Origin of the sequence: Herbaspirillum sp. (genome assembly GCF_017744395.1) — a bacterium.
GTDB lineage: Bacteria > Pseudomonadota > Gammaproteobacteria > Burkholderiales > Burkholderiaceae_D > Herbaspirillum.
Genome location: NZ_JAGIBI010000005.1, coordinates 139,423 through 158,556 on the forward strand (window position 1 = coordinate 139,423; position 19,134 = coordinate 158,556).

Consider the following 19,134-nt stretch of genomic DNA (forward strand, 5'->3'; position numbering starts at 1 on the left):
GAACGATTCTATTGAAAACACAGCAGCTTTGCGAATTGTTTGCCATTTTCGCGTCATAACAAAAGTCAGGAGAAAGCCAGATGAAGGTTCCGCACCCCACCCATCGCAAGTCCCGCGCCGTCGGCATGGCCCTCGCGGCCGCGTCCTTCGTCTTCGGCGCCGCCAATGCCCAGGCCGACACCACGCTGTACGTCGGCGCCTACGGCGGCTCGTTCGAGCAGATGCTGAAAAAGGACGTGATCCCCGTGTTCGAGCGCGACAATCCCGGCGCCAAGGTGGTGATCGTGCCGGGCGACTCCACCACGACGCTGGCCAAGCTGCAGGCGCAAAAGGGCAAGGCCGGCATGGACGTGGCCTTCCTCGACGACGGCCCGATGTACCAGGCGGTCCAGATGGGTTTCTGCGGCAAGCTGGCGGATGCGCCGGTCTACAAGGACCTGTATGACATCGCCAGGTTCAAGAGCGGCAACGCCGTCGCCGCCGGCCTGATCGCCACCGGCATCGCCTACAACACGCGCCTGTTCAAGGCCAAGGGCTGGCCGGCGCCGACATCGTGGAAGGATCTGTCCGACGCGAAGTACAAGGGCAAGCTGGTGATGCCGTCGATCAAGAACACCTACGGCCTGCACGCCCTGCTGGTCGAGGCCAGGATCAACGGCGGCAGCGACGCCAACGTCGATCCGGGTTTCCAGGCGATGGAAAAGCAGATCGCGCCCAATGTGCTGTCGTTCGACCCGTCGCCGGGCAAGATCGCCGAGCTGTTCCAGGCCGATGAGGTCGCGCTGGCCGTGTGGGGCAACGGCCGCGTGCAGGCGTTGCAGCAGCAGGGCATCCCGATCGATTTCGTGTATCCGAAGGAAGGCGCGGTGGCGCTGGGCATGGGCGTGTGCGTGGTCGACCATTCGGCCAACGACGCGCTGGCGCAGAAGTTCGTGCAGATGATCCTGGCGCCGAAGACGCAAGCCGTGCTGGCCGAAAGCCAGGGCGTGGCGCCGGCCAACCGCAAGACCCAGCTGCCCGCGGCGGTCGCCGCCCGCGTGCCGGATGCGAACGTGATCGACAAGCTGCTGCGCGTCGACTGGGATGTGGTCAACGCCAAGCGTGCCGACTGGACGCAGCGTTGGAACCGCCAGATCGAACGGTAATCGTCCCATGAGCTACCTGCGTCTCGAACATCTCGGCAAGCGTTTCGGCGACACCGTCGCGGTCTCGGGCATCGACCTGGAAGTCGGGCAGGGCGAGTTCGTCTCGCTGCTCGGCCCCAGCGGCTGCGGCAAGACCACCACGCTGCAGATGATCGCCGGTTTCGTCGATCCGTCCGAAGGGCGCATCGTGCTCGAAGGCCGCGACCTGACGCCGATCCCGCCCGAGAAGCGCGGTCTCGGCATCGTGTTCCAGAGCTATGCGCTGTTCCCGCACATGACCGTCGAGCAGAACGTGGCGTTCGGGCTGGAGATGCAGCGCGTCGATGCGGCGGCGCGCAGGCGCCGCGTGCAGGAGATGCTGGAGCTGGTGCAGCTCGGGCGGCACGCCGCGCGCTATCCGCGCGAGCTGTCGGGCGGCCAGCGCCAGCGCGTGGCCCTGGCGCGCGCGCTGGTGATCGCGCCGCCGTTGCTGCTGCTGGATGAACCGCTGTCGAACCTCGACGCCAAGCTGCGCGAGCAGATGCAGGACGAACTGCGCGCGATCCAGCGCAAGGTCGGCACCACCACGCTCATGGTCACGCACGACCAGGCCGAGGCCCTGGCCATCAGCGACCGCGTGGTGCTGCTCAATGGCGGACGCATCGTGCGCATCGATACGCCCAATGCGGTGTACGAAGACCCGCGCGATGCCTTCGCCGCGCATTTCATCGGGCAAACCAATTTCATCGCCGGCCAACTAGACATCGTGGGCGACGCCACCGTGCTGACGGTCAATGGCAGCAGCTTCGCCGTCGCGGCCGGCCGCGGGCAGTCCGGGCCGGCGACGTTCAGCCTGCGTCCGGAACGCATCCGCCTGACGGACGCGCATGCGGGCCGCATTGCCGGCTGCATCGGCCATCGCAGTTTCCACGGCAACCACTGGGTGGTGACGGTGGAGACGGACGTAGGCAAGCTGCGCGTGCTGTTGCCCAACGACGGCAGCGCCGCCGCGCGCGACGGCGATACGGTCGGCCTGGACTGGGCCGACGACGCGCTGCGTCCGGTGCGGGAGGGCGCATGAGCGCCGCCGGATCCCCTGCCGCGGCCGGCATGCCCGACGCCGCCGCGCGCCGCCGGCGCGCCAACGGCTGGCTGCTGGTGGCGCCGGCATCGCTGTATTTCGTATTGCTGCTGGCGGTGCCGCTGGTGCTCACCTTCGTGCTGAGCCTGCACGGTTTCGACCCGAACGGCGGCGGCGTGCTCGATACGGTGTCGCTGCACAACTACGCCGACATCCTGGGCGATTCGTATTTCTACGCGATCTTCCTGCGCACGCTGCTGCTGTCGCTGGGCGTGACGGCGCTGTGCGTGCTGATCGGCGTGCCGGAAGCCTATTTCCTGTTCCGCATGCGCGACCCCTGGCGTTCGCTGTGCCTGGTGCTGGTGCTCGGCCCGCTGCTGATCTCGGTGGTCGTGCGCACGCTGGGCTGGTCGATCCTGCTCGGCCGCGAAGGCTTGATCAATGTGGTGCTGGCGCGCCTGGGCCTGATCGACCATCCGCTGCAGATGCTGTTTACGATGGGCGCGGTGACGGTGGCGCTGGTGCATGTGCTGGTGCCGCTGCTGGTGCTGTCGGTATGGACTTCGCTCACGCGGCTGGACAGCGCCGGCGTGCACGCGGCGCGCTCGCTGGGCGCCTCGCGCTGGACCGTCATGTGGCGCGTGGTGCTGCCGCAGATCACGCCGGGCATTCTCTCGGGCAGCCTGATCGTGTTCGCGCTGACGGCCAGCGCCTTCGCCACGCCGGCGCTGATCGGCGGGCGCCGCCTGAAGGTGGTGGCCACGACCGCCTACGACGAATTCCTCGGCACCCTGAACTGGCCGCTGGGCGCCGCCATCGCGGTGGTGCTGCTGATCGCCAACGTGGCGATCATCGCCGGCTATAACCGGATGCTGGAAAAGCGCATCGCGCGCCGGCTGGGGTGAGACGATGAACCAGACCAACCGCAACGGCGCCTTCGCCGTCATCTTCCACCTGCTGTTCCTGACCTTCATCCTGGCGCCGCTGGCGGTGGTGTGCCTGGTGGCGTTCACGCCCGACAACTTCCTGTCGATCCCGACCGGCAAGTGGTCGCTGCGCTGGTTCGCCTCGCTGTGGCAGGACGAAGACTTCAAGTCGGCGCTGCGCACCAGCCTGTGGCTGGGCGTGCTGTCGGCCACGCTGTCCACCGCGCTGTCGGTGCCCAGCGCGATGGGGCTAGTGCGCTACCGCTTCCCGGGGCGCGATGCGATCAACGCCTTCCTGCTTTCGCCGCTGATGATCCCGCCGGTGGTGCTGGGCATCGCCTTCCTGCGGCTGTTCACGCTGATGGACATGGGCGGCTCGTTCACTTCGCTGGTGGCGTGCCACACGCTGCTGATCTTCCCGTACGCGCTGCGCCTGGTGATGGCGGCGCTGACCGGCCAGGCCGACGACGCTGAGCGCGCCGCCCGTTCGCTCGGCGCCGGCCGCTGGACCACCTTCCGGCGCGTGACGCTGCCGATGATCCTGCCCGGCGTGGCGGGCGGCTGGGTGCTGGCGTTCATCAACAGCTTCGACGAACTGACCGCGACCGTGTTCGTGACTTCGCCCACCACCATCACGCTGCCGGTGCGCATCTACATGAACATGAGCGAAACGGTCGACCCCAGCGTGGCGGCGATCTCGACCCTGATCATCGGCCTGACGCTGGCGGTGATGCTGCTGCTGGACCGTATCTACGGATTGAACAAAGTACTGGTAGGGAACCATTAAATGCAGAAAACCTGTGACATCGCCGTCGTCGGCGGCGGCCTGGTCGGGATGGCGATCGCCTTCGGGCTGGCCAAGCGGGGCCAGAAGGTGGTCGTGTGCGACGGCGAGGACAATGCGCTGCGCGCCGCGCGCGGCAACTTCGGGCTGGTCTGGGTGCAGGGCAAGGGTTCGTCATGCACCAACTACGCGCGCTGGTCGCTGCACTCGGCCAATACCTGGCAAGGCTTCGCCGACGAGCTCAAGCGGCGCACCGGCGTATCGGTCGGTTTCGAACGCCCCGGCGGCTTCAACATCGCCGAGACGCCCGAGCAGCTCGCCGTCAAGGAAGAAGCCATGCGCGGCCTGTTCGCCGCCGAGCCGGACCTGAAGTACGAGGTGCTCGACTATCACGAGCTGAAGCGGCGCCTGCCGGCCATCGGCCCGGACGTGGCCGGCGCGATCTATTCGCCCAACGACGGCCACGTCAGCCCGCTGTACACGTTGCGCGCGCTGTTCGCCGCCTTCGAGCAGGCCGGCGGCGAATACGCGCCCAATGAAAACGTCAGCGAGATCACGCCGACCGCGGGCGGCGCGTTCCGCCTGCGCATGGGCGAGCGCACCTTGGAAGCCGGGCGCGTGGTGCTGGCCGCGGGTTTGGGCAACCGCAAGCTGGCCGGCATGGTCGGCCTGTCGGCGCCGCTCAAGCCGCTGCGCGGACAGATCATCGTGACCGAACGGGTCAAGCCGTTTTTGGCGAACCCGACCATTTACGTGCGGCAGACGGTCGAAGGCTCGGTGATGATCGGCGACTCGGCCGAGGATGTCGGCTTCGACGACGGCGTCACGCCGGACGTGCTGGCCGACATCGCGCGCCGCGCCATCGCCCCGTTCCCTATCCTCAAGGACGTGCGCATCGTGCGTGCCTGGGGCGCGCTGCGCGTGATGACGCCGGACGGCCTGCCGATCTACGAGGAATCGGCCTCCCACCCGGGCGCGTTCCTGGCCACTTGCCACAGCGGCGTGACGCTCGCCGCCGCCCATTGCGAAACCATCGCGCCGTGGATTCTCGGCGCGCCGCGTCCCACCATCCTGGATGAGTTCTATGCCAAACGATTCGCTGTTTAAACCGCTGCCGCGCGCCGGCGGCGCGACCGTGGAAATCTTCGTCGACGACGCGCCGCATCGCGTGGCCAGCGGCCTGAACGTGGCCGCCGCGCTGCTGCAAGAGGGCGTGACCGCCTGCCGCACCACCCCGGTCAAGGGCGCCGAGCGCGCGCCGTACTGCATGATGGGCGTGTGCTTCGATTGCCTAGTCGAGATCGACGGCGTACCCAACCGTCAGGCTTGCATGACCCCGGTGCGCGAGGGCATGCGCGTGCGCCGCATGGACGGCGCGAGGAGCGTGGTATGACGGTCAAGCATGTCGACCTGCTGGTCGTGGGCGCCGGCCCGGCCGGCATCGCCGCGGCGCTGGAAGCGCGTGCGCATCGTCTGGAAGTGCTGGTGGTGGACGAGAATGTCCATCCGGGCGGCCAGATTTACCGCAATGTCAGCCATTCGCCGCTGGCGAACCCGGACATTCTGGGGTCGGATTACCTGCGCGGGCGCGCGCTGGTGGAAGAATTCGAGCAAAGCGGCATCGCTTACTGGCCGCAAACGCTGGCCTGGCAGATCGGCGCCGACAAGCGCGTATCGGTGACGCGCCAGGGCTCCTGCCGCGGTACGCTGCAGATCGAGGCCAAGGCGATCGTGCTGGCCGGCGGCGCGCAGGAGCGGCCGTTCCCGGTGCCGGGCTGGACCCTGCCCGGCGTGATGGGCGTGGGCGCGGCGCAGACCCTGCTCAAGTCCGCCGGCCTTGCGCCCCAGGCGCCGGCGGTGCTGGCCGGCTGCGGTCCCTTGCTGTACCTGTTCGCCTGGCAGCTGATCAATGCCGGCATTGAGGTACGGGCGATCCTCGATACCACCGAAGCGGCCGGCTACCGCCGCGCGCTCGGCCATCTCGGCGGAGCATTGCGCGCGCCGGGCTACCTGTGGAAAGGCTGGTCCTTGCTGCGGGCGATCCGCCGCGCCGGCGTGCGGCACGTCAAAGGCGTCACGGCCCTGCGCGTGCTGGGCGCCGCCCATGCCGAGGCGGTCGAGTTCAGCGCCGGCGGCAGCACGCAGCGCATTGAGACGCCGCTGGTGCTGCTGCACCAGGGCGTGATCCCCAACACCCAGGTCACGCGCTCGATCGGTTGCGAGCATGTGTGGGACGAGCCGCAACTGTGCTGGCGTCCGCGCCTGGATGCGTGGGGTGAGACCAGCCTGCCGGACATCTTCGTGGCCGGCGACGGCGGCGGCATCGCCGGCGCGCTGGCGGCCGAGCCGTCGGGCCGGCTGGCCGCGCTGCAGGCCGCGCACCGCATCGGCAAGCTCGACGCCGGCAAGCGCGATGCGCGCGCCTTGGCGCAGCGCCACATGCTGGAGCGGCATGGCGCGATCCGCCCGTTCCTGGATGCGCTGTACCGTCCGGCCGACGCATTCCGGCGTCCGGCCGACGACAGCACCGTGGTCTGCCGCTGCGAAGAAGTGAGCGCCGGCGAGGTGCGCCAGATGGCGCGGCTCGGCTGCGTCGGCCCGAACCAGACCAAGTCGTTCTCGCGTTGCGGCATGGGGCCGTGCCAGGGCCGCTTCTGCGGTCTGACCGTGGCCGAATTGCTGGCCGAGGAACAGGGGCGCCCGGTGGCCGAGGTCGGCTACTACCGCATTCGCCCGCCGATCAAGCCGGTGACGCTGGGCGAACTGGCCACTGCCGTGACGGCGCCGCCGGTCCAGGGCGAGCGTGCCGGTTTTCCGAAATAGGATTTTCCATACCATTCCCAAGGAGCATCGATGAGCGATATCAAACGCATTCACACCAACGCCCGCATGAGCCGCGTGGTGATCTACAACGGCACCGTCAGCATCGGCGGCCAGACTGCCGACGACCGTAGCCAGGACATTACCGGCCAGACGCGCCAGGTACTGGCCAAGATCGACGGCTTCCTGGCCGATGCCGGCATCGACAAGACGCGCCTGCTCACCGCCCAGGTGTGGCTCAAGGACATCGCGGCGGACTTTGCCGGCATGAACGCCGTGTGGGATGAGTGGACGGCCGCAGGCTGCGCGCCGACGCGCGCGACCGTGGAATCGAAACTGGCGCTGCCTGAATTGCTGGTTGAAATTGCCGTGACTGCAGCGGCCAGGTAAGGCGGGTATCGATTTTCCGCAGCGGTGATGCGACGCCCTTGGGTTATGCTGTGCAGCGGCCCGGCGTACACTGAACGCCCATTCTTGCCAGTCATGCCAGTGAAAATCGATGAAAATCCCGCGCGTATTACCTGCTGTGTCGCTGGCGCTGTGTCTGGCCGCTTGCGGCGCCTTGCCTTCCGCCGCCGAGCGCCGCGAGGCGGCCCAAGCGTTGGCCAGCCAGCATGGCTGGCAGCAGGAGCGCATCGCCGCCGGCGGGTTCGACCTGGTGGCATGGCGGCCGGCGCGTTATGCCGGGAGCGCACCTGGCGCCGATGATGAACGCCTGACCGTCTACATCGAAGGGGATGGCCTGGCCTGGCTGAATTCCAGCCAGCCTTCCGACGATCCGACGCCGGGCAATGCGATGGCGCTCAAGCTGGCGCTGGCCCAGCCGCGGGGCAACGCCGCCTATCTGGCCCGTCCCTGCCAATTCACCGGGACCGCGGCGGCCGGGTGCGATCCGGCATATTGGACCGGACGGCGCTTCGCCGAGGAGGTGGTGGCGGCTACCGACCAGGCGATCGGCATCCTGAAGCGGCAAGCGGGCGCGCGGCGGCTGGCCTTGGTCGGTTATTCCGGCGGCGGCGGCATCGCCGCGCTGGTGGCGGCCCGGCGGCGCGACGTCGACTTGCTGGTGACGGTGGCCGGCAATCTGGATCATCGCGCCTGGACCGCCTTGCACCATGTTTCCCCCCTGACCGGTTCCCTCAATCCCGCGGATGCCGCCGACCGCTTGCTGCAGGTACGGCAGCGGCATTTCGTCGGCGGCAAGGATGCGGTCATGCCCGTGGCCATTGCTACTGCCTATGCGGAGCGCTATCCGCCCGGGCAACGCCCCGAGGTGCGACTTGAGCCCGGCTTCGATCACCGGTGCTGCTGGGTTGAAGCATGGCCGGGCCTGTGGCGCGGCCTGGGGGATTGACGCATCCGGCACGGATGCCGGAGACGCGCGATGTTCCGACAAGGGCATCATCTGGTGGCCGGTTCAGGCATACTGCCCGTCCGACATCTGCCTCATGCCGATTTTCCATTCATGAACACCAATCTGCTTTCCGCCTTCGCTCCTCAGGAGAATCTTGCCGCCGCCTTGCTATCCCACATCGCCGACGATGCCGGCGACGGGTCGCATGACCTCAGCCACATCTGCCGCGTATGGAACAACGCGCGCCGCATCCAGGCGGAAGAGGGCGGCGACCTGCGCATCCTGCTGGCGGCGGTGCTGCTGCACGACTGCGTGCGGGTGGAGAAGGATTCGCCGCTGCGCAGCCAGGCCTCGTCCATGTCGGCCCGCCATGCGCAACGGCTGCTGGCGGAAACGGGATGGAGCGAGGAGGACGCGGCCGCCGTCGCGCACGCGGTGGAGGCGCACAGCTTCTCGGCCGGCATCGCGCCGCGCACGCTGGAAGCGAAGATCGTGCAGGATGCCGACCGGCTCGACGCCATCGGTGCGATCGGCGTGGCGCGCTGCTTTTATACCGCCGGTCGCATGGGATCGGCGCTTTATGAAGCGGGCGATCCGCAGGCGCGGCAGCGTACGCTGGATGACCGCCGATATGCGCTCGATCACTTTCCCGCCAAACTGTTCGGCCTGGCGGATGGATTCCAGACCGCTGCCGGCGCGGCGCTGGCCAGACAGCGCCAGCAAACGATGCGGCAGTTTGTCGACGCTTTCGTCAATGAGCTGTAAATAGGCAATATCGCAATCCGTGAGGGTTGCGTTCGTCGTTCTGCCATCTGTCGATCAAGTAAATACGATTTATTCGGAAGATTGCTGTAAGCCGCCTGCCTGCCGGGTTTCGCGGGACGTTCCCGGCAAATAATCCAGCCTTCGATTTTTCCCTCAACGAGAAATGAAAGGCAAGGAATGAAACACATGGCACTGGCTGCGGCCGCGGCCCTTTCCGCGGCGGCGGGCTTCTCCGGCAGCGTCCACGCACAGGACAAGCACGGCGATTTTTACGTTTCCGCGCGTCTGCAAAATGCGCATCAGGAGGTGTCGGGCCAGCAGGCATACAGCCCGCGCGCACTGAATATCACGCGCGGCCCATCGGATGCGGACAAGTTCGCCGGCAGCCTGGCATTGGGTTATCGCCTGCCCGGCGACTGGCGGGTGGAAGCGGAATATGTGCTGCCCACCGACGCCAGCTTCGATACGCAATGGCGCTTCCGCAACCCGGCCAACGGCTTCGTGGGCAACAGCCGCAACGTCATCGAAACCCGCTCGCAGCGCCTGATGCTCAATGCGTACAAGGATTTCCCGCTGAACCGGACGTTCAGCCTGTATGCCGGCCTGGGGCTGGGACTGTCGCGCATCGAGGCCGAGGGTTACCAGGGGACGATGGCGCGCCGCTTCGAAAGCGACACGCGCAACAACCTGGCCTGGAGCGCAACGCTGGGCATGGACTTCCGCCTGAGCCAGCGTTTCACGCTGGGCGCCGGTTATCGCCATGTCGACCTGGGCAAGTACCGGACCGGGCGCAACCTGTTCCTCGACAATGCCAGCGGCAGCCGCGATGAGCAGCACAGCGGCCGCCTGAAGGAGCAGAACCTGTTCGTCGAGCTGCGCGCCGGATTCTGAGCGGCCATCGGTACTGCGGCGCGCCGCAGTACCCGCAGCACCTGCGGTACCGTTAAGTCTGCCTTAAGTCTGCCGCGGCAATCTGGATGGTAAGCTCATCGTCAACGCCACCGCCATGACCGCCACCATGCCATCCAATCCCTCCGGCCGCGCCGCCATCTGGAACCTGATCAAGCCATTCTGGGTTTCCGACCAGAAGTGGAAAGCCTTCGGCCTCTTGTTCACGATCATCGCCCTTAACCTGGGCATGGTCTACATCAACGTGCGCCTGAATTCCTGGAACCGCGACATGTACGACGTGCTGCAGGCGCGCGATTTCCCGCAGTTCAAATCGCTCCTGTGGCAGTTCTCCGGCCTGGCGTTCGTCTTTATCGCGGTCGCCATCTACAGCGTCTACCTGACGCAGGCGCTGCAGATCCGCTGGCGCTACTGGATGAGCGAGCGCTACATGGACAAGTGGCTGGCGCACCGCGCCTATTACCGCATCGAACAGGGCCAGCAGGGGCGCCTGTCCGACAACCCCGACCAGCGTATCGCCGAAGACTTGCGGGTGCTGACTTCCGACTCGCTGTCGCTGGTGCTGGGCTTCATCTCCAGCAGCGTCACGCTGTTTTCCTTCGTGCATATCCTGTGGGCGGTGAGCGGGCCGGTGTCCTTCTCCGCGCTGGGCCAGGCCTGGACCATTCCCGGTTACATGGTGTGGTTCGCGGTGGTTTACGCGGCGATCGGTTCGGCCGTCGTCTGGTGGATCGGCCGGCCGCTGGTGGGCCTGAACTTCAACCAGGAACGTTTCGAGGCGAACTTCCGTTTCGGCCTGATCCGGGTGCGCGAGAATTCGGAAGCGGTCGCCCTGTACCGCGGCGAGGCGCAGGAGCGGGTGCAGCTCACCGCGCGCCTGGACGACATCCGCGGCAACTGGTGGAGCATCATGCGCGTGACCAAGAAGCTCAATGTCGCGGTCAATTTCTACAGCCAGTTCGCGGTGATCTTCCCGATGCTGGTGTCGGCGCCGCGCTATTTCTCCGGCGCCATCTCGCTGGGCGTGCTGATGCAGATCAGCAATGCCTTCGGCCAGGTGCAGGATGCGCTGTCGTGGTTCATCAACGCCTTCACCACGCTGGCCAGCTGGAAGGCCAGCATCAACCGCCTGGCTGGTTTCAATGCCGATGTCGAGCGCGCGCAAGGCATGGCGCGCACCATCGAGGTCGGGCGCCACGCCGGCAGCGCGCTGACCATCGAGGGCCTGCAATTGTCCTTGCCGGACGGCAGCGCCGTGCTGCGCGGCATGGATGCGCGACTGGAGTCGGGCGAGCACGTATTGGTCAGCGGCCCGTCCGGCTGCGGCAAGTCGACGCTGATCCGCGCCATCGCCGATATCTGGCCGTATGGGAGCGGGCGCATCGGGCTGCCGGCCGGGACCGAGGCGATGTTCCTGCCGCAGCGCAGCTACCTGCCGATCGGCACCTTGCGCGCGGCGCTGTCGTATCCGGCGGCGGAGGGCAGTTTCGACGATGCGACGATTGCGCGCTATCTGGCACTGTGCCGGCTGCCACAGCTGGCCGGCCGGCTGGACCAGGCCGCCAACTGGAGCCATGCCCTGTCGCCTGGTGAGCAGCAGCGCCTGGCCTTCGTGCGGGTGTTCCTGAACCGGCCAGGACTGGTGTTCCTGGACGAGGCCAGCAGCGCCATGGACGGGGAAACCGAAGAGGCGCTGTACGCGGCCTTGCCGCGCGAGCTGCCCGGCGTGACGGTGGTCAGCATCGCCCACCGCGAGACGCTGGCGCGCTTCCATTCGCTGCGCTGGAAGTTCGTGCCGCTGGGCGAAGGGGAGGGGTGCCGGGTGGAAGTCGCCGCGCTTTGAACGCCGCCCGGATGGCGGCAAACGAAAACCGCAACCCAATACTGTTTTTGCATAACCCCGTACACTTGCGCGTGTCAGAATCTTTACGTGTCGGCATCGGGCCGGCCCGTTTTCCCCGTTTCTCTTTTCGCGCACACTGGAAAAAACCACCATGAACGATCCCATCGTCTACCTGAACGGCGAACTCACGCCGCTGTCCGAAGCCCGCGTCCCGGTGCTGGACCGCGGATTCATTTTCGGCGACGGCATTTATGAAGTGATCCCGATGTACGGCCGCAAGGCTTTCCGCGGCAAGCAGCACCTGGCGCGCCTGTTCCGCAGCCTGAAAACCATCTCCATTCCGAATCCGCATAGCGAAGCCGAATGGTTCGCCCTGATCGACCGCGTGGTGCAGGCCAACGGCCTGGACGACCAGATGATTTACATGCAGGTCACGCGCGGGGTGGCCAAGCGCGCGCATGCCTTCCCCAAGGAAGTGACGCCGACCGCGCTGATCATGACCAACCCGATGGTGCTGCCGTCGGCGGCGGTGCGCGAAAACGGCGTGGCCTGCGTGACCATGGAAGACCGCCGCTGGCTGAACTGCCAGATCAAGTCGACCTCGCTGCTGGGCAACGTGCTGGCGGCGCAGTTCGCGGCCGAAAACGATGTGCTCGAAGCGATCCAGTTCCGCGACGGTTTCCTGACCGAGGCCTCCTCGTCCAACGTCTGGGTGGTCAAGGACGGCAAGATCTCCGCGCCGCCCAAGGACAACCTGATCCTGGAAGGCATCCGCTACGGCCTGATGGAAGAGCTGTGCGCCGAGCAGGGCATCGAGCTGCAGGCGCGCCGCATCGCGCGCGACGAGGTGTTCGCCGCCGATGAACTGTTCATCTCCTCGGCCAGCAAGGAAGTGCTGCCGGTGGTGACGCTGGACGGCAAGCCGATCGGCAGCGGCAAGCCGGGCCCGGTCTACGCGAAGATCTACGCGGCTTACCAGGCGGCCAAGGCGCGCCTGTAAGCCACCGCAGCTGGTTTGCATGGGCCGCCCGGTGCGGCCCATGCGCATTATCGGCCCGATCCCGGGGCCGGTCCGCGGCAGCATGGCGTAAAATGCGGGCATTCCCATCCCGCGCATTCCCCCCGCTTGAAACCGGCCGTTTGCGCCCCATATGGGTACATTGAAAACGAACGCCGGCGGCGACGTCGAGCTTACTGCCATGCCTATCCCAACCGAAGAATCCCTCATCGAATATCCGAGCGACTTCCCGATCAAGGTGGTCGGGGTCATGCACGATGAATTCGCCCAGACCATCGTCGAGCTGGTGGTCGAACACGACCCGGAATTCCATGCCGGCAAGCTGGAGATGCGGCCGTCCTCGCAGGGCAAGTACCTGTCGCTGACGCTGACGGTCCGCGCCACCAGCCGCGAGCAGCTGGACAACCTGTACCGTGCGCTGTCGTCGCATGAGAAGGTGAAGTTCGTGTTGTAAGACGAACCGCGTTGTTAAAACAAAACCCGGCGTTGCCATCCTGGCGCGCCGGTTTTTTGTTTTTGCAGACTTCGATCGAAGTTTGTTGAACTACGTCATCAACCGATGCCGCAAACGCATTAACGACTTGGCCTGACGCAACATATGCCGGTGTTTTCCGAGGAATCATCATGGCAAAAAGCAAGCTCACCAAGTCCAGTACCTTGCCTGCCGGCTATACAGGTATTCACGGCGACATTGTGGCGTTGCTCGATACTGCGCGGCATGCGGCTGCGCGTAGCGTCAATGCGCTGATGACCGCGAGTTATTGGGAGGTCGGCCGCCGTATCGTGGAGGCCGAGCAGAAGGGGCGGCGGCGCGCGGGGTATGGGGAGCAGTTGATTGCGCGGCTGTCTGATGACTTGACAGCGGAGTTCGGGCGCGGGTTCAGTCGCCAGAACTTACAGCAAATGAGGTCATTCTTCCTCACTTGGCCGATTTGCCAGACAGTGTCTGGCAAATCTTCCGTGATGCCGGCACAAGCGCGCTTGCCCCGGCTCGACGACGCGGCGGCTGATGGAAACGCATGGGGCCATCCGCTCCAAGGCATGCAAGAGCTGACCCGTCAGCCCGGCCAACCGCTATTTTCGCGGAACAGCTGCATTTCCTTGAAGATCCACTTCTTGAATTCGGCCACGGCCGGCTTCTCCAAGCCCTCGGGCAGGTGTACGAAGTAATACGCTTCATCGGCCTTCAGGGCCACGTCGAACAGCCGCACCACCTCGCCGGCGGCGATTTCCTGCGAGGCGATCAGGTGCCGGCTCAGCGCCACGCCGCTGCCGTCGGCGGCCGCGCGCAGGGTCAGCGAGGAATCCTCGATGACCAGTCCGCCGGTGGGTTCCGGCAAGTCCAGCCCGGCCGCTTGCAGCCAGGGCAGCCATGACTCGCGCTGGTCCATGCGCAGCAGCGTGCATTGCGCGAGGTCGGCCGGTTTGGCGGGCTTCTTGCCGCGTTTGCCGCGGTAAGAGGGGGCGGCTACTGGATAGTAGTAATCGTCGCTCAGTTTTTCAGAGACCACCCCGCTGTAGTTGCCGCGGCCGTAGCGCAGGCCGACGTCGACGCCGTCCAGGCGCAGGTCGGACAAGTGGCTGCCCGACTGCAGCACCACTTCGATCCCGGGATGGCTGTCGATGAACTTCCACAGGCGCGGCGCCAGCCAGCGCGAGGCGAACGAGGGCGTGCTGGAGATCACCAGCCGCTGCTGGCGGTTCAGGCTGCGCAGGTGTTCGGCCGCCAGTGCGATCTCGGACAGCGACTTGCGGATGGTGGCGGCGAAGCGCTGACCGGTTTCGGTGACCGAGATGCGCTTGCCGTGGCGGATGAACAGTTGCAGGCCGAGCTCCTCTTCCAGCGCGCGCACCTGGTGGCTGACGGCGCCGGGCGTGACGTGGATTTCCTCGGCCGCGCGCGAAAAGCACTCGTAGCGCGCGGCGGCATCGAAGGCGCGCAACGCCGCCAGGTTGGGCAGCTTCCGCAAGTCGGCCATGTCCTGTCCCTTGTGAATTTTGTTAGCAATAACACCGAATATATATCGTTTTGCTTTGGGCGAGGGGCTTCCTACAATGAAATCCAATTCAACGGAAGCGCCGGAAAAAACCTGAGAAGCTGCTCCCATCAAGGGACCGCGGCCTGGCCCCGGGTTTGTCCGGTGAAACCAGACAGGAGATCGCCATGCAAATTTCATTCGCAAACGAACAGGCGCCGTTAAGCCTCGAAGCCGGCCAGACCCACGCCGTGCGGCTGCATCATCCGGTGCGCGTGCGAGTGCGCTGCGGGCAGGTGTGGCTGACGGTGGAGGAGGGCGGGGCCGACGTCTGGCTCAGCCCCGGCCGCGATTTCGACTTCTACGGCCATGGGCTGGCGGTGTTCGAGGCCGTCAAGGGCTGCGCCGAGTTCGACATCCTGCCGCTGCCCGGCCCGCTGGCGCGCATCGCCCGCGCCGTTTCCGGCTGGTTCGCCCGCAGGGAACCGGCAACGGTCGCTTCCTGCGGGGCGGATGGCCAGGGGACGGTGCGCGTCAGCCGCCTGTTGCCGCGCGGCTTGATCCGCTGGTTCTGAGCCGAGGTCGCCTTTTCCCAACAGCTTGCGGCGATAAATGTTTCCCATGGAATAACATTTGCCGCCAAAACCCCTGCCACGCCAACGGGCTGCGGCGAAGTTCGCTAAACTGGCGGCCATGCAGACAGCAACACAAACCGCCGGCGCGCAGCAGGCAACCATCGCTTCGCCCGTGATCCTGGCCGGCTCCGGCCTGCCGCAGATCGTGCGGCGCGGCGTCGAACCCTACGAGGCCAGTTTCGCCGCCATGCGCGCCTATACCGACGCGCGTACCGCCGAGACGCCCGACCAGCTCTGGATCGTCGAACACCCGCCGGTCTACACGCTGGGCCTGGGCGCCGACCGCTCCCACGTATTGAATCCCCACGATATCCCGGTGGTGCAGACCGACCGCGGAGGCGAGGTCACTTTCCACGGCCCCGGCCAGGTGGTGATCTACCTGCTGATGGACCTGCGCCGCCACCGTACCGGCGCCCGCCTGTTCGCACGCGAGTTCGTGCACAACATCGAGCAGGCGGTGATCGATACGCTGGCGGCGTATAATCTGGCCGGCGAACGCAAGCAGGGCGCGCCGGGCATCTATGCGGCCGACGGGCCATGGCAGGGCGCCAAGGTGGCCGCGCTGGGTTTGAAAATCCGCGGCAACGGCTGCACCTACCATGGGGTATCGCTCAACGTCGACATGGACCTGACGCCGTTTTCCTGGATCAATCCCTGCGGCTACGAAGGCCTGGCCACGGTCGACATGAAGACCCTGGGCGCCGCCCAAGCCCGCCTGGCCGATGTCCAGGCGCTGCTTGCCGAGAAACTGATCGCCCGCTTCACGGGCATAGACGGGCGCTGAGGCATATGCCGAGCGCCGGAAATACCGACACACCATGACTACCGACACCACGCCAGCAGCAGACTCCTCCAGCAACGCCGGACGCGCCAACCCGCTCGACAAGCAAAAGGGCGCCGGCAAGACCGCCTGGATCCCGATCAAGATCGTCGCCGGCGAAAAGCTGAAGAAGCCGGACTGGATCCGCGTCAAGGCCGGTTCGCCGACCACGCGCTTCTACGAGATCAAGGATATCCTGCGCGCCAACAACCTGGTGACCGTGTGCGAGGAAGCCTCCTGCCCCAACATCGGCGAATGCTTCGGCAAGGGCACCGCCACCTTCATGATCATGGGCGACAAGTGCACCCGCCGCTGCCCGTTCTGCGACGTCGGCCACGGCCGTCCCGATCCGCTCGACCCCAATGAGCCGGAAAACCTGGCCAAGACCATCGCCCAGCTGAAGCTGTCGTACGTGGTGATCACCAGTGTCGACCGCGACGACCTGCGCGACGGCGGCGCCGCCCACTTCGCCGAATGCATCCGCCGCGTGCGCGAGCTGTCGCCCGAGACCCGCATCGAGATCCTGACCCCGGACTTCCGTGGCCGCATGGACCGCGCGCTGGAAATCCTCAAGATGGCTCCGCCGGACGTGATGAACCACAACCTGGAAACCGCCCCGCGCCTGTACAAGGAAGCGCGCCCCGGTTCCGACTACGAATATTCGCTGGGCCTGTTGAAGCGCTTCAAGGACCTGCATCCGGAAGTCCCGACCAAGTCCGGCATCATGGTCGGCCTGGGCGAGACTGACGAGGAAGTGCTGCAGGTCATGCGCGACATGCGCGCCCACAACGTCGACATGCTGACCATCGGCCAGTACCTGATGCCCAGCGGCGACCACCTGCCGGTGCGCCGCTACGTGCACCCCGATACCTTCAAGATGTACGAGGAAGAGGCCTACAAGATGGGCTTCGTGCACGCCGCCGTGGGCGCCATGGTGCGTTCCAGCTACCATGCCGACCAGCAGGCGCATGGATTGGTGTAATCCAGTTTCCGCCTGAATCGCCCGCTCAGCCCCGCCCATGGCGGGGCTGAGTCGTTTTTGGCAGGTCTTGCCGGGGCCGGGGCGGCTTGCAAAGCGCATGATCGTCATCATTTGCAGGTTCTGAAATAAACCCAGCCGCAAGGTAAGATATGCGGTTCACCGCATCCGTATTGAAAGCAGGTTGTCATGTCGTCACCGATCCAGCCCGGCGCCGCGCCGGAAGAAAAACTCGAATTCGTCAGCTCGTGCAAGCTGCCCATGCCATGGGCCACGTTCGAGCTGCATGCTTTCTACGATGAGGTTTCCGGCAAGGAACACCTGGCGTTGACGCTGGGCGATGTCGGCAACGGCGAGCCGGTGCTGGGCCGCGTGCATTCCGAATGCCTGACCGGCGACGGGCTGTTCTCGCAGCGCTGCGATTGCGGCGCGCAGTTGGAAGCGGCGCTGAAGAAGATCGCCAAGGAAGGCCGCGGCGTGCTGTTCTACCTGCGCCAGGAAGGCCGCGGCATCGGCTTGCTCAACAAGATCCGCGCCTACCACCTGCAAGACCAGGGCGCCGACACGGTCGAGGCCAACGAGCGCCTGGGCTTCCCGGCCGACATGCGCCGCTACACCATCGTGCTGCCGATGCTGGCGCACCTGCGGATCACCAGCCTGCGCCTGATGACCAACAATCCGCGCAAGGTGAAGGCGCTGGAAGACAACGGCATCCCGGTGGCCGAACGCATCCCGCTGATCGCCAACCATAACCCGTTCAACATCGGCTACCTCGGCACCAAGGCCCGCAAGCTGGGTCATCTGCTGCCGGGCGTGGGCAAGGGCGCGGAGCCGGCCGGCAAGCTGCCGCCGGATGCGCACGACAACGAGTAAGCCCAGCGAATAAACCTCCACGCATCAATCCCGCCGCCATGAGCCAATCCACATCCACTTCCGGCGATGCCCCGATCCCCGTCTCGCTGCTGACCGGTTTTCTCGGCAGCGGCAAGACCACGCTGCTCAACTACCTGATCGCCCAGCCCGAGATGAAGGACACGCTGGTCATCATCAACGAGTTCGGCGAGATCGGCCTGGACCACCTGCTGGTGGCGCACAGCCAGGAAGACACCGTGGTCGAGATGAGCAGCGGCTGCCTGTGCTGCACCATCCGCGGCGACTTAAAGAAAACACTCAAGGACATCACCTGGCGCTTCGCCGAAGGGGGCAAGCGCAAGTTCAACCGCGTGGTGATCGAAACCACCGGGCTGGCCTCGCCGGTGCCGATCCTGCACACGCTGATGACCGATCCCTTCATCGCGCAGCGCTACCGGCTGGACGGCGTGATCGTCACGGTCGATGCGGTCAACGGCATGAGCACGCTGGACAACCACGTCGAAGCGGTGCAGCAGGCCGCGGTGGCCGACCGCCTGCTGCTGACCAAGAGCGACCTGGCCGATGCCGCCCAACTGGCGCAATTGCGCGCCCGCCTGGGCGTGCTCAACCCCGGCGCCCGGCAACTGCTGCCGCAGCACGGCAAGATCGCGCCGGCCGAATTGCTGGACGCGGGTTTGTTCAAGCCGGGAGAGAAAGCGCCCGACGTGGCGCGCTGGCTCAACGAGGAGGCGTTTGCCGACAAGCACGAGCATGACGGCCATCATCACCACCATGACCATGGGCACGGCCACCACCACGGCCACGACCATGACCACCATGCGCACCACGATCACGCGCACGACGTGAACCGCCACGACGACCACATCCGCGCCTTCTGCTTCACGTTCGACGAGCCGATCGACCCGGCGCTGTTCGACGAATGGCTGAGCCTGCTGGTCGGCTTCAAGGGCCCCAACATCCTGCGCATCAAGGGCATCCTCAACCTCAAGGGGGAAGACCGGCCGACCGTGATTCACGGCGTGCAGCACATCTTCCACCCGACCGTGACGTTGCCCGAATGGCCATCCGGCGACCGCCGCAGCCGCATCGTCTTCATCACCCGCGACATCGAGCGCGCCACCATCGAGCGCTCTTTCGACGCCTTCATGCAGGCGCAGGCGATCGAGCAGGAACAGCGCGAGAAACAACAACAGTCTTCCCCTTACAGTTACTGATCCGGAAGGAATC

Annotated in this window: 20 protein-coding genes and 1 pseudogene; 20 read left to right on the forward strand and 1 reads right to left on the reverse strand. The window is 66.0% G+C overall.

What is annotated here, in order from left to right; all coding sequences use genetic code 11:
• The first annotated feature begins 80 nt into the window (after positions 1-80).
• From J7548_RS14315 to J7548_RS14385, 15 genes and pseudogenes are all read left to right on the forward strand, one after another.
• Positions 81-1,145 carry an ABC transporter substrate-binding protein gene (locus J7548_RS14315; protein ID WP_290975362.1) on the forward strand — a complete coding sequence of 355 codons (1,065 nt, stop codon included), beginning with the start codon at positions 81-83 and terminating at the stop codon, positions 1,143-1,145.
• A gap of 7 nt (positions 1,146-1,152) precedes the next feature.
• Entirely contained in the window at positions 1,153-2,205 is a 1,053-nt protein-coding gene (locus tag J7548_RS14320; protein WP_290975364.1) for an ABC transporter ATP-binding protein, read from the forward strand.
• A complete protein-coding gene (locus J7548_RS14325) occupies positions 2,202-3,110 on the forward strand; it encodes an ABC transporter permease (RefSeq protein WP_290975366.1) in 909 nt (302 codons plus the stop codon). Before J7548_RS14320 ends, J7548_RS14325 begins: the two co-directional genes overlap by 4 nt.
• A gap of 4 nt (positions 3,111-3,114) precedes the next feature.
• Entirely contained in the window at positions 3,115-3,918 is an 804-nt protein-coding gene (locus J7548_RS14330; protein WP_290975368.1) for an ABC transporter permease, read from the forward strand.
• Complete coding sequence (locus tag J7548_RS14335) at positions 3,919-5,022, forward strand: FAD-dependent oxidoreductase (protein WP_290975370.1); 1,104 nt, start codon at positions 3,919-3,921, stop codon at positions 5,020-5,022.
• Positions 4,991-5,308: a (2Fe-2S)-binding protein gene (locus J7548_RS14340; RefSeq protein WP_290975372.1), complete on the forward strand. Its 318-nt coding sequence runs from the start codon at positions 4,991-4,993 to the stop codon at positions 5,306-5,308. Before J7548_RS14335 ends, J7548_RS14340 begins: the two co-directional genes overlap by 32 nt.
• The gene (locus tag J7548_RS14345) at positions 5,305-6,738 is read left to right on the forward strand and encodes an FAD-dependent oxidoreductase (protein WP_290975374.1); all 1,434 of its coding nucleotides are present in this window, start codon (positions 5,305-5,307) and stop codon (positions 6,736-6,738) included. Before J7548_RS14340 ends, J7548_RS14345 begins: the two co-directional genes overlap by 4 nt.
• 30 nt (positions 6,739-6,768) lie before the next feature.
• Entirely contained in the window at positions 6,769-7,125 is a 357-nt protein-coding gene (locus tag J7548_RS14350; RefSeq protein WP_290975376.1) for a RidA family protein, read from the forward strand.
• 109 nt (positions 7,126-7,234) lie between these two features.
• Positions 7,235-8,089 (forward strand): alpha/beta hydrolase, encoded by an 855-nt coding sequence (locus tag J7548_RS14355; RefSeq protein WP_290975378.1) that lies wholly within the window; start codon positions 7,235-7,237, stop codon positions 8,087-8,089.
• A 111-nt stretch (positions 8,090-8,200) separates the two neighbouring features.
• On the forward strand, positions 8,201-8,854 hold the full coding sequence (locus tag J7548_RS14360; protein WP_290975380.1) for an HD domain-containing protein: 654 nt from the start codon (positions 8,201-8,203) through the stop codon (positions 8,852-8,854).
• Positions 8,855-9,040: 186 nt separating this feature from the next.
• On the forward strand, positions 9,041-9,745 hold the full coding sequence (locus J7548_RS14365; protein ID WP_290975382.1) for an outer membrane beta-barrel protein: 705 nt from the start codon (positions 9,041-9,043) through the stop codon (positions 9,743-9,745).
• Positions 9,746-9,860: 115 nt separating this feature from the next.
• Positions 9,861-11,606 (forward strand): ABC transporter ATP-binding protein/permease, encoded by a 1,746-nt coding sequence (locus J7548_RS14370; protein ID WP_290975384.1) that lies wholly within the window; start codon positions 9,861-9,863, stop codon positions 11,604-11,606.
• 151 nt (positions 11,607-11,757) lie between these two features.
• Positions 11,758-12,606 carry a D-amino acid aminotransferase gene (locus tag J7548_RS14375; RefSeq protein WP_290975386.1) on the forward strand — a complete coding sequence of 283 codons (849 nt, stop codon included), beginning with the start codon at positions 11,758-11,760 and terminating at the stop codon, positions 12,604-12,606.
• 151 nt (positions 12,607-12,757) lie between these two features.
• Complete coding sequence (locus J7548_RS14380; protein WP_290975388.1) at positions 12,758-13,078, forward strand: DUF493 family protein; 321 nt, start codon at positions 12,758-12,760, stop codon at positions 13,076-13,078.
• Positions 13,079-13,248: 170 nt separating this feature from the next.
• Positions 13,249-13,578, forward strand: a pseudogene (locus tag J7548_RS14385) (DUF1016 N-terminal domain-containing protein); the annotation flags it as partial.
• A gap of 104 nt (positions 13,579-13,682) precedes the next feature.
• On the opposite strand, the gene gcvA reads toward J7548_RS14385, so the two are convergent.
• Positions 13,683-14,603 carry a transcriptional regulator GcvA gene (gcvA, locus tag J7548_RS14390; protein WP_290975390.1) on the reverse strand — a complete coding sequence of 307 codons (921 nt, stop codon included), beginning with the start codon at positions 14,601-14,603 and terminating at the stop codon, positions 13,683-13,685.
• Positions 14,604-14,788: 185 nt separating this feature from the next.
• On the opposite strand from gcvA, the gene J7548_RS14395 reads away from it, so the two are divergent.
• The 5 genes from J7548_RS14395 (at position 14,789) to J7548_RS14415 (ending at position 19,121) form a co-directional block, all read left to right on the forward strand.
• Positions 14,789-15,175, forward strand: a complete 387-nt coding sequence (locus J7548_RS14395) for a DUF2917 domain-containing protein (RefSeq protein ID WP_290975392.1) — start codon at positions 14,789-14,791, stop codon at positions 15,173-15,175.
• Positions 15,176-15,293: 118 nt separating this feature from the next.
• Positions 15,294-16,019: a lipoyl(octanoyl) transferase LipB gene (lipB, locus tag J7548_RS14400; RefSeq protein WP_290975394.1), complete on the forward strand. Its 726-nt coding sequence runs from the start codon at positions 15,294-15,296 to the stop codon at positions 16,017-16,019.
• A gap of 34 nt (positions 16,020-16,053) precedes the next feature.
• Complete coding sequence (lipA, locus tag J7548_RS14405; protein WP_290975396.1) at positions 16,054-17,037, forward strand: lipoyl synthase; 984 nt, start codon at positions 16,054-16,056, stop codon at positions 17,035-17,037.
• A gap of 186 nt (positions 17,038-17,223) precedes the next feature.
• Positions 17,224-17,907 (forward strand): GTP cyclohydrolase II, encoded by a 684-nt coding sequence (gene ribA / locus J7548_RS14410; RefSeq protein ID WP_290975398.1) that lies wholly within the window; start codon positions 17,224-17,226, stop codon positions 17,905-17,907.
• Positions 17,908-17,945: 38 nt separating this feature from the next.
• Positions 17,946-19,121 carry a GTP-binding protein gene (locus J7548_RS14415; RefSeq protein WP_290975400.1) on the forward strand — a complete coding sequence of 392 codons (1,176 nt, stop codon included), beginning with the start codon at positions 17,946-17,948 and terminating at the stop codon, positions 19,119-19,121.
• The last annotated feature ends 13 nt before the right edge of the window (positions 19,122-19,134 follow it).

What these genes read in the sequence shown, in the direction of transcription:
- J7548_RS14315 (WP_290975362.1), top strand. Translation starts at nt 81, where the DNA reads ATGAAGGTTCCGCACCCCACCCATCGCAAGTCCCGCGCCGTCGGCATG.
- J7548_RS14320 (WP_290975364.1), top strand. Translation starts at nt 1,153, where the DNA reads ATGAGCTACCTGCGTCTCGAACATCTCGGCAAGCGTTTCGGCGACACC.
- J7548_RS14325 (WP_290975366.1), top strand. Translation starts at nt 2,202, where the DNA reads ATGAGCGCCGCCGGATCCCCTGCCGCGGCCGGCATGCCCGACGCCGCC.
- J7548_RS14330 (WP_290975368.1), top strand. Translation starts at nt 3,115, where the DNA reads ATGAACCAGACCAACCGCAACGGCGCCTTCGCCGTCATCTTCCACCTG.
- J7548_RS14335 (WP_290975370.1), top strand. Translation starts at nt 3,919, where the DNA reads ATGCAGAAAACCTGTGACATCGCCGTCGTCGGCGGCGGCCTGGTCGGG.
- J7548_RS14340 (WP_290975372.1), top strand. Translation starts at nt 4,991, where the DNA reads ATGAGTTCTATGCCAAACGATTCGCTGTTTAAACCGCTGCCGCGCGCC.
- J7548_RS14345 (WP_290975374.1), top strand. Translation starts at nt 5,305, where the DNA reads ATGACGGTCAAGCATGTCGACCTGCTGGTCGTGGGCGCCGGCCCGGCC.
- J7548_RS14350 (WP_290975376.1), top strand. Translation starts at nt 6,769, where the DNA reads ATGAGCGATATCAAACGCATTCACACCAACGCCCGCATGAGCCGCGTG.
- J7548_RS14355 (WP_290975378.1), top strand. Translation starts at nt 7,235, where the DNA reads ATGAAAATCCCGCGCGTATTACCTGCTGTGTCGCTGGCGCTGTGTCTG.
- J7548_RS14360 (WP_290975380.1), top strand. Translation starts at nt 8,201, where the DNA reads ATGAACACCAATCTGCTTTCCGCCTTCGCTCCTCAGGAGAATCTTGCC.
- J7548_RS14365 (WP_290975382.1), top strand. Translation starts at nt 9,041, where the DNA reads ATGGCACTGGCTGCGGCCGCGGCCCTTTCCGCGGCGGCGGGCTTCTCC.
- J7548_RS14370 (WP_290975384.1), top strand. Translation starts at nt 9,861, where the DNA reads ATGACCGCCACCATGCCATCCAATCCCTCCGGCCGCGCCGCCATCTGG.
- J7548_RS14375 (WP_290975386.1), top strand. Translation starts at nt 11,758, where the DNA reads ATGAACGATCCCATCGTCTACCTGAACGGCGAACTCACGCCGCTGTCC.
- J7548_RS14380 (WP_290975388.1), top strand. Translation starts at nt 12,758, where the DNA reads ATGGGTACATTGAAAACGAACGCCGGCGGCGACGTCGAGCTTACTGCC.
- gcvA (WP_290975390.1), bottom strand. Translation starts at nt 14,603, where the DNA reads ATGGCCGACTTGCGGAAGCTGCCCAACCTGGCGGCGTTGCGCGCCTTC.
- J7548_RS14395 (WP_290975392.1), top strand. Translation starts at nt 14,789, where the DNA reads ATGCAAATTTCATTCGCAAACGAACAGGCGCCGTTAAGCCTCGAAGCC.
- lipB (WP_290975394.1), top strand. Translation starts at nt 15,294, where the DNA reads ATGCAGACAGCAACACAAACCGCCGGCGCGCAGCAGGCAACCATCGCT.
- lipA (WP_290975396.1), top strand. Translation starts at nt 16,054, where the DNA reads ATGACTACCGACACCACGCCAGCAGCAGACTCCTCCAGCAACGCCGGA.
- ribA (WP_290975398.1), top strand. Translation starts at nt 17,224, where the DNA reads ATGTCGTCACCGATCCAGCCCGGCGCCGCGCCGGAAGAAAAACTCGAA.
- J7548_RS14415 (WP_290975400.1), top strand. Translation starts at nt 17,946, where the DNA reads ATGAGCCAATCCACATCCACTTCCGGCGATGCCCCGATCCCCGTCTCG.